The organism is Clostridium sp. UBA5119 (assembly GCF_002414285.1).
Lineage (GTDB): Bacteria > Bacillota > Clostridia > Clostridiales > Clostridiaceae > Clostridium_J > Clostridium_J sulfidigenes.
The window spans coordinates 1-8,255 of sequence record NZ_DHYX01000080.1; the positions used below are offsets into that span (position 1 = coordinate 1).

The following is an 8,255-nucleotide window of genomic DNA, read 5'->3' on the forward strand; positions in this document are numbered from 1 at the left end:
TTATAACATAAGACAATGATACTTTTAATATCATTGTCTTATGTTATAATATTAAATTAAATGCTCTCATATGTGACAATATGTTCAACAGTATCACTAATACATGTTAGTTTCTCTGCAAAGAAGCTAGGAAAAGCTAAATAATCCCTCAATTTTTCAATAGGTAGCCAATGCATATATTCACGACCACCTAGTGAATAACTATTGCTATTGAGTTCTTGACTTCCTCTTGGCTTCATTAAAAAGTAAAAGGCTATTTCATGACATTTTAACCCTTCTAATGATCCAGTACCATTAAAAAAGTTCTCATGAATAAAGGCTAATCTTTCAACCTCATATTCTACGCCTGTTTCTTCAAAAACCTCTCTTCTTACTGCATCTTCTGCCTTTTCCCCAAGATGTACACCTCCCCCAACGGAGTAATAATAATCATCTACTTCGTTTTTAGCAAAAAGTACATGTCCATTTTCTATAACAATTGCTGCTGCTCTATATCTAAACCATCCATCTTCTTTTTCAAATCCACAATCCATTTTAAACCTCCAATTAAAATTTATATATCTTTTCCATCTAATTTCGTTTTTATATCATTAAGTTTTTCTATAATAATCATTGAGCATACTATTATTATTGCAGCTAATATCCCTATTCCACAATCTCCACCAAATAGCACTGTAACAAAATAGTATACTAATAATCCTATAAAACCATAGACTATATATAGCATGTCTACCCTCCTTTATACACTAGATAATACATTACTATTACATATTAACCTATAAATTAATTATAGACCAATAAAAGTAAAGATAAAATAAAAAATTCTTACTTCGTTAATTCTTCCCACTAAAACATGAAAACCGCCCAAAACCTGCATGAATAAAACAACTATTTAAATAGTTATATATTTTAATAGTTTCCTATATACCTATGTAAATAGTTTTATATATTATATTTCACAAATTATTTTATAACATAAGTGTTTATAGAGTAGATTATGCTTATTATATTTATAACTGTATACATTAAATCTGCTCAAATATGAATTGCAAAATTCTCAAATTTAAAGACTCCAGCGTCTTGATGCAGACAACCGTCTTTCTTAATTTTAGAAAATCCTTGATTAATTTCATCAACTAAATTAACACTAATATCTAAACTGTGGTGCCCTGGAAAAATTTTTTTAATATCTAAAGTACTGATTTTTTGAACTGAATGCATGAAGTCAGTAGGATTTGTTGTAGGATAAAAGGCATCTAAAGTTCCTTTGTAAATCAAGTCACCTGAAAATAAATATCCTCTTTTCTCCTCGTAAAAACACATATGTCCAGGAGAATGTCCAGGTGCATAAATTACTGTTAATTCTCTTTCTCCAATATGAATATTTTTACCATCCCTTAAAAGAAAACTTGGATTTCCTTGAAATATTTCATAATTGTCTATATTAAAGTCACATGGAAAATCACAAGGATATTTCATTAAATTATTCTTTACTACTTGAAGAGTAATGGGAAATTTTTTTGATATCCAATCTTTTTCATTTTCATGGACACCATATTTTAAGAAATATTTATGTCCGCCTATGTGATCCCAATGAATGTGAGTCGAAATCACCTCTATGGGTAAATCTGTTATTTGATCAATTATATTTTTTATATTTGCAACACCAAGTCCTGTATCAATTAAAACACATTTATCATTTCCAATTAATAAATAACAATGTGTTTCTTCCCAATGCTTATATTCACTTATACAATACGTAGTATCATCTAGTAACTCAACTGTAAACCAATCTGTTTCAATAGACATTAAGTTATACCTCCCATTAGTATATTAAAGTAATCTCTATATCATCATCAGAAAACTGTAATTCTTTATCATATTTAAGATTCAATCCAAACCTTTTTATCAAAGTTAAAATACACTAGAGAATTGAATCAAATGTATTTTCCTTTATATTAGGTAACAATTCTATAAATTGATTGTACTAAAATAAAAGTAAACTTAAAATAAATATATCACATTTAAACCAGTATTTTCAAATGGAGTCTTCTTAATTTTATCTATGAATATACCTAATTGTATGTTTTTTTGATTATATCTTTTGCTAATAATAAATACATGTTGAAAAATGAATTACAATAGCTTGGTATTTAAAGAGTAATAGAACTGTATTTGAAAATATGATATACTATGTATATTAATTAAACAGAATCAATAAATAATTCTAATGCATTTTGAGTGAATAGGAGTAATTTAAAATGAATTCATGGAAAAAATACAAGCACCTTATTATCGTATTGGGTATACTTTTATGGATTTTAGCTAAACTTATTGGAATTCAGCAATGGGATAGTGCCATATTAATGATAACCATTCTATTGTGTAGTATTGATGATATTATTGCATATTCAAAAAAAAATGGCATTAAAAAATTTGCTATTTTGATTGGTATATTTATAATTATATGCTTATTAACATCACTGATATTTATTAAAATATCCCTTAGCTTTCATTTATCAGTAATTTCAAAAACAGTTATTATAGTTTTAGGATTGGTCATTGATTTATTTATCATAGGTTATACAATGAAGAAATTAGGAACAACTATCTAATTTCTTAGAAAATTGAGCTATTGAAAACAACTAGCACTTAGCCATTAAACAATAAGAGCTGTCATGAATGACAGCTCAATATAAATTTATACACATTTCTATTTACACTTGGTTAATTTAGCTAGAAACTCCAAGAAAACGATGGTTGTTTTGGGTATGGCTGTGATTTAACAATTCTTGCAATACCTATATATTCATGTGTATAACACTGCCATTTATATTTATAACTAGAGTTTTTACAATTATTCTTATTATACGTTTTTTCCTTAAACATGATAATCCCCCCCTTTCATTAAAGAAAATTTTTCTTGCCAATTACACAATATGAAAAATAGGTTAAAAAGTTACTATAATAATTAAAGCAAATAATAATTGTCACTTATATGAGGAGGAATATAATGAAATTTTCGAGTCCATTAATAGTAGTTTCTGATATAGATAAATCAAAGTTGTTTTATTATGAAGTGCTTGGTTTAAAAATTGTTGAAGATTTTGGTGCAAATGTGACTTTAACAGGAGGTATTGCATTACAAACAAAAGATTCGTGGTGTACTTTTATTCACAAAAAAGATAATGAAATTGTATTTGGAGGAAATGACACAGAATTATACTTTGAAGAAGATAATTTTGATTGCTTTATTCAAAGGCTTAATAACATGACAGATATTAATTATGTACATTCCATAGTAGAACATTCTTGGGGGCAGCGTGTTGTTCGATTTTACGACCCTGACAATCATATTATTGAAGTTGGTGAAAATATGATCATGGTTATCAGAAGATTCTTAAATAATGGTTTATCAATTAAGGAAATTGCTATTAGAATGGATGTACCAGTTGATTATGTAAACTTTTGCCTAAAGTAAATTATGACTATAAGAAATTATGATTTTTACATCTTCTTCGATGATGCATTTCTCCATTCTTTTGAAACAAACAAATCATCCACCCAACCATATTTATTGTTTAATTCATCTTCCTTTACGATAATAATAATATTACCTACAATTTCTCCTCTATGTTTAGCTGCTATACTGAACCATTGATTTTCTCTTCTTAATTCCTTTATATCCTCAATGGAATAGCCTCTAACAAATACTTCGTTTTGCTTTTCTACTAACTGTTTTATCTCATCTTCGTTTATAAATTCAAGAGTAGCAACGTCTACACCCTCAATATCTGTAATCTGGAAACTCTCCTCAGTTATTTTTTTCTTTATAATATGCATTCCTTCATCATGGTTAAAGCCTTTTTTAGAAGAATAATATGCTATATTCTCTTTATTGTCTGAAAAACAACAATGATAGATTCTTACATCAAGCTCCTTATTTTCTTGTCTTATTACTTGTGATTTCTTCATTATTTCATCAAAGATTTGATCTTTTAACTCCCTTTTATCTATAACATCTTTTACTTTAATATCAATGTAAATATTTAATCTATTGTTAATTGTTTCCATACCATTAACTTTTTTAAAGAAATTTCACATTTTATATTTACAATTATGTAAATCTGTTCTAATATATAAATAACATAAATTTTTCATTTAATTATTACATATAATTGTGCATAAAATCCATATGCATTCTTTCATAAAAGTGATGAACTACTTTTATAAACATCTTCAAAAATTATTCATCCAATTTTATATAATATGATTTATCTATTATCACATAATTAGTTTATAAACTCCATGTTAAAGTTACAATTTTCTATAATATCATATTTGAGATAAACAACTTTAATAATTCATATTTTAGTTGTTATCTATATAGACAAAACACACTTCATATCATAAGTTACAATTATAATAATTTTAAAGGAGGGATGTACTATTTAGATAATTTTCTATTTATTTTATCTCTATTAAATTCTAATTTTTAGGAGGGAATGTATGAAAAAATTGTTTAAATCAAAACTATCAGTATTTTTATTTCTACTGACATTTTTAGTTACTCAATGTTTCTTCGTATTTAATACTAGAACCACTTCTAGTCTTGACAATGATGGTAACTCAAATAGCACTGATGATGTTAGTGTTACTGTGTTAGAGTCTGATTCTCATCATACAGTTGTAAAATTTTGCATTAATAATTTTAGTAAAGACTTAGTAAACATTAACAATAAATCTTACTATAATATTAATTGTGAGGGTACTAGCTTACCTCTTGAAGAAGGGGCTCCGGAACTTCCTCGCATATGCAGAAATATAGTTATACCAAATGATGCCGACGTTAAGTTAAACGTTATATCATCAGAATATAAAGATTATAAAAACCTCCCTATAGCTCCCTCAAAAGGTTCTATAACAAGGGATAAAAATCCTGAAGATATACCTTATAAGTTAGGTAAGGAATATAAAAATAAAAACGTTTATCCTTCAGAATTAGTTTCTTTTAGCGAACCTTTCATAATGAGAGAATTAAGAGGGACAACTATTACATTAAATGCATTTCAATATAAACCTAAAAATGAAACTTTAAGAGTTTATAAATCTGTAACTGTAGAAATAATAACAGATGGTAAATCATCAGTAAATTCACTTACCACTTCAAGATCTAATAAAACCACTTCTGATTTCGAACCTGCTTATTCAAACACATTTATTAACTACAGTAATTTAAAAACTCCTACTCATCGTTTAATGAATAATCCTTCAGAGACAGGCTCTATGCTTATCATATCTTATGATCAGTTTAGTAGTGCTATGAATTCCTTTATTAATTGGAAAAACTCCAGAGGAATAAACACTACATTAGTAAATATGTCTACAGTATCATCATCTAATAATCCAACTGAAATAAAAAACTATATACAAAACTATTACAATCAACACCCTGAATTAACTTATGTACTTCTTGTAGGTGACTATGCCCATATATCCTCTCCTACTTACTCTACAGGGGTTTCTGATCCTACTTATACAAAGGTTGCAGGTTCAGATGATTATCCTGACATATATGTAGGCCGTTTTTCTGCAGAAAGTATTGCAGATGTTGAAACTCAAGTACAAAGATCTATTGAGTTTGAACAAAATGGTTATAATACAGCTGCATGGTTTAAAAAAGGTGTTGGTATAGCATCAGATGAAGGTTCTGGAGAAACAGATATACAACAAATGGATAGTATAAAGAGTAGACTTCTAAATGCAGGTTATACTCAAGTGGATAGTATATACGATCCAGGTGCATCAGCTTCTTCTGTTACTAATAGTCTAAACCAAGGCAGAGGTATAATAAATTATTGTGGGCACGGTGCCGAAAACTACTGGGTAACAACAGGCTTCAGTAATACTAATATAAAAAATCTTCAAAACCCAGGACAACTTCCTTTTATTGTAAGTGTTTCTTGTGTAAGTGGTAAATTCCAAAGTGGTACTTGTTTTGCAGAAACTTGGCTTCGCTCAAAGAATAGTAATGGAAACCCAATAGGTGCAATAGGAACATTAATGTCAACAGTAAATCAACCTTGGATACCTCCTATGAATGGTCAAGACGGAATAATTGACTTACTTTGCAACAACAGTAGGGTATCACTAGGCGGCTTGTGTTACTCTGGTGAAACTAGAATGCTAGATAACGGTACAAGCAGTGATTTGTTAACCTTCAACACTTGGACATTATTCGGTGACCCATCTATACAAATCCTACCAGACTCTACAAATCCTACAGATCCTACAGATCCAGAAGAACCAGCAGACCCATATGAACCAAACGATTCTACTTCCCAAGCATATACTATAAACAGTGGTGTAGATTATAGTTCATATATATATTCAAATACAGACGTTGATTATTATAAAGTAACAACTAACAAATCTGGTGTTATCTCTGCAACATTAACAAATCTACCATATGATTATGACTTATATCTCTATAACTCATCAGGAAAAAGAGTAGCCTCTTCTACTAAAAGTTCAACATCAAATGAATCCATTTCTTATTCAGCACGTACACTGGGCACATACTATCTTAAAGTTGTTGGATATAATGGTGCTCATAGTACTTCTACAAAATATAACCTAAATGCAAGTTATCCTATAGCTAACTAAATCTATAATATATAAGGGGGTGCTTGTAGCACCCCCTTAGTATTTAATCTATATTTTAGACATAAAAATTAACTATCTTAAATTAATAAAATGGTTATTAATGAAGTCATTAAATTTTTATCTATACCGGTCTTCGTTTTAGTATGTTAATATCTACTTCATGTCTACCTGTCATATCCTTTAATACTTCTATGCTTTCTTTTACTTCTTTAACATTTTTAGAAATGTTTTTTATTGATTTCTCAATTAAGTTTGTCTTCTCTTCTATTATTAAATCTGTGCTTTTAAATGAACTTTCATTTTGTTCCCTATGCGAACTTTGTACTTCTACAATCATATCTATGTTTTTTTCTATAGATTCAATTTTTATTGAATTCTTCTTTATCTCATTTTTAACACCATTAATTTCTGTCTCAAGTCTTGTTTGACCTTCTAACAGCTTTACAAGTATATCTTCAATTTCTATATCCAAAACCATCACCCCAACCGCGGATTTTTTATTTAATAACTACAATATGAATACATTATTAAATAATGTATTCATATTGTAATACTTATCATGCTATAATTCAAGCTAAATTCTTATATTTGTATATACTATTTACCATTTTTTATATATTTATACATACCTTATTTATTCATTAGCCCATAAATAATTGTTCCCATTAATTTTTTTAATATACCAATAGGCACTTGAGACGAGAATACACCTTTACTCATATCTTCGCTATGCCAGTAGTCATAGTCTGCACTTCCTTCTTCATATTTATCCTTTGACATGGCTTTCCAAAGATTAAACATAACTACTGACTTTAAGGCTGGTTTATGAATCTTTTTAGATTTTAGTTCATTACTAAATTTTTTTCCACCCTCTAATACCTTTATTTTATTTTTCTCTGTAAGTTCCCTACTTCTATAAGCAATTGGAATAGTTTGAGCATGATTAAAACCCCAATAATTTAAAACACTTTTCACATAATTTGCAGCATCCTTATGACCTGCGCCGGCTGTAGTGGTTATTATTAAAGCCTTCTTTGTAAACAAACTTGGTCTATGGAAATTGTAAGACATATGATCTATAAAATTTTTTAGTAATCCACTTATTTGCATAGAGTATACAGGAGAAGTAATTATTAGTGCCTCTGCTTCTTTAATTTCTTTCACAATTTTACTCATAATCTCTTTGTGGGGACATTTATCTTCTCCCTTATAAATGCAATTAAAACATCCTATACATAGGGGAAGATTTTCTTTTCTTAGCTCAATATCAATAAACTCTATCTCTAAATTTTTTCTCATTTCTTCCTTTACTAAGGTTAATACATTCCATGTATTTCCTCTTCTTGGACTACCATGAATAACTACACATTTCATATTTTTATCTCCTCATAGTCATAGTATATATACAATATTTTACCATAACCAGCCTAACTAATGTAAAGAAATATTATAGAAAAAAGGAAGGTAGATATACTTATACAAATATATCTATCCTTCCTATAATATTAGCTATTTAAATAATAGATTTAGTTATTTATACAATTTCCTCTGCCAGCACCTTTTCCTTGGCCAGCTCCGCTACCTTGACC

10 protein-coding genes are annotated in these 8,255 nt (G+C 28.4%); 3 read left to right on the forward strand and 7 right to left on the reverse strand.

What is annotated here, in order from left to right:
- Nucleotides 1–56: 56 nt before the first annotated feature.
- From B2671_RS12510 to B2671_RS12520, 3 genes are all read right to left on the reverse strand, one after another.
- The gene (locus tag B2671_RS12510) at nt 57–533 is read right to left on the reverse strand and encodes an NUDIX hydrolase (protein ID WP_346870696.1); all 477 of its coding nucleotides are present in this window, start codon (nt 531–533) and stop codon (nt 57–59) included.
- A gap of 20 nt (nt 534–553) precedes the next feature.
- Complete coding sequence (locus tag B2671_RS12515) at nt 554–727, reverse strand: hypothetical protein (protein WP_346870697.1); 174 nt, start codon at nt 725–727, stop codon at nt 554–556.
- Between the two features lie 308 nt (nt 728–1,035).
- Complete coding sequence (locus B2671_RS12520) at nt 1,036–1,809, reverse strand: MBL fold metallo-hydrolase (protein ID WP_346870698.1); 774 nt, start codon at nt 1,807–1,809, stop codon at nt 1,036–1,038.
- Nucleotides 1,810–2,261: 452 nt separating this feature from the next.
- Between B2671_RS12520 and B2671_RS12525 the strand changes: the two genes are divergently transcribed.
- Nucleotides 2,262–2,615, forward strand: coding sequence for a hypothetical protein (locus B2671_RS12525; protein ID WP_346870699.1), 354 nt, complete (start codon nt 2,262–2,264; stop codon nt 2,613–2,615).
- Nucleotides 2,616–2,736: 121 nt separating this feature from the next.
- Here the strand turns inward: B2671_RS12525 and B2671_RS12530 are convergent, their stop codons facing one another.
- Entirely contained in the window at nt 2,737–2,889 is a 153-nt protein-coding gene (locus B2671_RS12530) for a hypothetical protein (RefSeq protein WP_346870700.1), read from the reverse strand.
- A 124-nt stretch (nt 2,890–3,013) separates the two neighbouring features.
- Here B2671_RS12530 and B2671_RS12535 point away from each other — a divergent pair, with 124 nt between their 5' ends.
- Entirely contained in the window at nt 3,014–3,481 is a 468-nt protein-coding gene (locus B2671_RS12535) for a VOC family protein (RefSeq protein ID WP_346870701.1), read from the forward strand.
- A gap of 26 nt (nt 3,482–3,507) precedes the next feature.
- Here the strand turns inward: B2671_RS12535 and B2671_RS12540 are convergent, their stop codons facing one another.
- Nucleotides 3,508–4,074 (reverse strand): GNAT family N-acetyltransferase, encoded by a 567-nt coding sequence (locus B2671_RS12540; protein WP_346870702.1) that lies wholly within the window; start codon nt 4,072–4,074, stop codon nt 3,508–3,510.
- Between the two features lie 435 nt (nt 4,075–4,509).
- Between B2671_RS12540 and B2671_RS12545 the strand changes: the two genes are divergently transcribed.
- Complete coding sequence (locus tag B2671_RS12545; protein WP_346870703.1) at nt 4,510–6,666, forward strand: C25 family cysteine peptidase; 2,157 nt, start codon at nt 4,510–4,512, stop codon at nt 6,664–6,666.
- A 121-nt stretch (nt 6,667–6,787) separates the two neighbouring features.
- Here B2671_RS12545 and B2671_RS12550 read toward each other — a convergent pair whose 3' ends face one another.
- Together B2671_RS12550 and B2671_RS12555 are read right to left on the reverse strand one after the other, a co-directional pair.
- Nucleotides 6,788–7,138: a hypothetical protein gene (locus tag B2671_RS12550; protein ID WP_346870704.1), complete on the reverse strand. Its 351-nt coding sequence runs from the start codon at nt 7,136–7,138 to the stop codon at nt 6,788–6,790.
- Nucleotides 7,139–7,296: 158 nt separating this feature from the next.
- A complete protein-coding gene (locus B2671_RS12555) occupies nt 7,297–8,040 on the reverse strand; it encodes an NAD(P)H-dependent oxidoreductase (RefSeq protein WP_346870705.1) in 744 nt (247 codons plus the stop codon).
- Nucleotides 8,041–8,255: the final 215 nt, after the last annotated feature.

Excerpts from the sequence above, each read along its gene's own strand:
- B2671_RS12510 (WP_346870696.1), bottom strand. The coding sequence starts at position 533 with ATGGATTGTGGATTTGAAAAAGAAGATGGATGGTTTAGATATAGAGCA.
- B2671_RS12515 (WP_346870697.1), bottom strand. The coding sequence starts at position 727 with ATGCTATATATAGTCTATGGTTTTATAGGATTATTAGTATACTATTTT.
- B2671_RS12520 (WP_346870698.1), bottom strand. The coding sequence starts at position 1,809 with ATGTCTATTGAAACAGATTGGTTTACAGTTGAGTTACTAGATGATACT.
- B2671_RS12525 (WP_346870699.1), top strand. The coding sequence starts at position 2,262 with ATGAATTCATGGAAAAAATACAAGCACCTTATTATCGTATTGGGTATA.
- B2671_RS12530 (WP_346870700.1), bottom strand. The coding sequence starts at position 2,889 with ATGTTTAAGGAAAAAACGTATAATAAGAATAATTGTAAAAACTCTAGT.
- B2671_RS12535 (WP_346870701.1), top strand. The coding sequence starts at position 3,014 with ATGAAATTTTCGAGTCCATTAATAGTAGTTTCTGATATAGATAAATCA.
- B2671_RS12540 (WP_346870702.1), bottom strand. The coding sequence starts at position 4,074 with ATGGAAACAATTAACAATAGATTAAATATTTACATTGATATTAAAGTA.
- B2671_RS12545 (WP_346870703.1), top strand. The coding sequence starts at position 4,510 with ATGAAAAAATTGTTTAAATCAAAACTATCAGTATTTTTATTTCTACTG.
- B2671_RS12555 (WP_346870705.1), bottom strand. The coding sequence starts at position 8,040 with ATGAAATGTGTAGTTATTCATGGTAGTCCAAGAAGAGGAAATACATGG.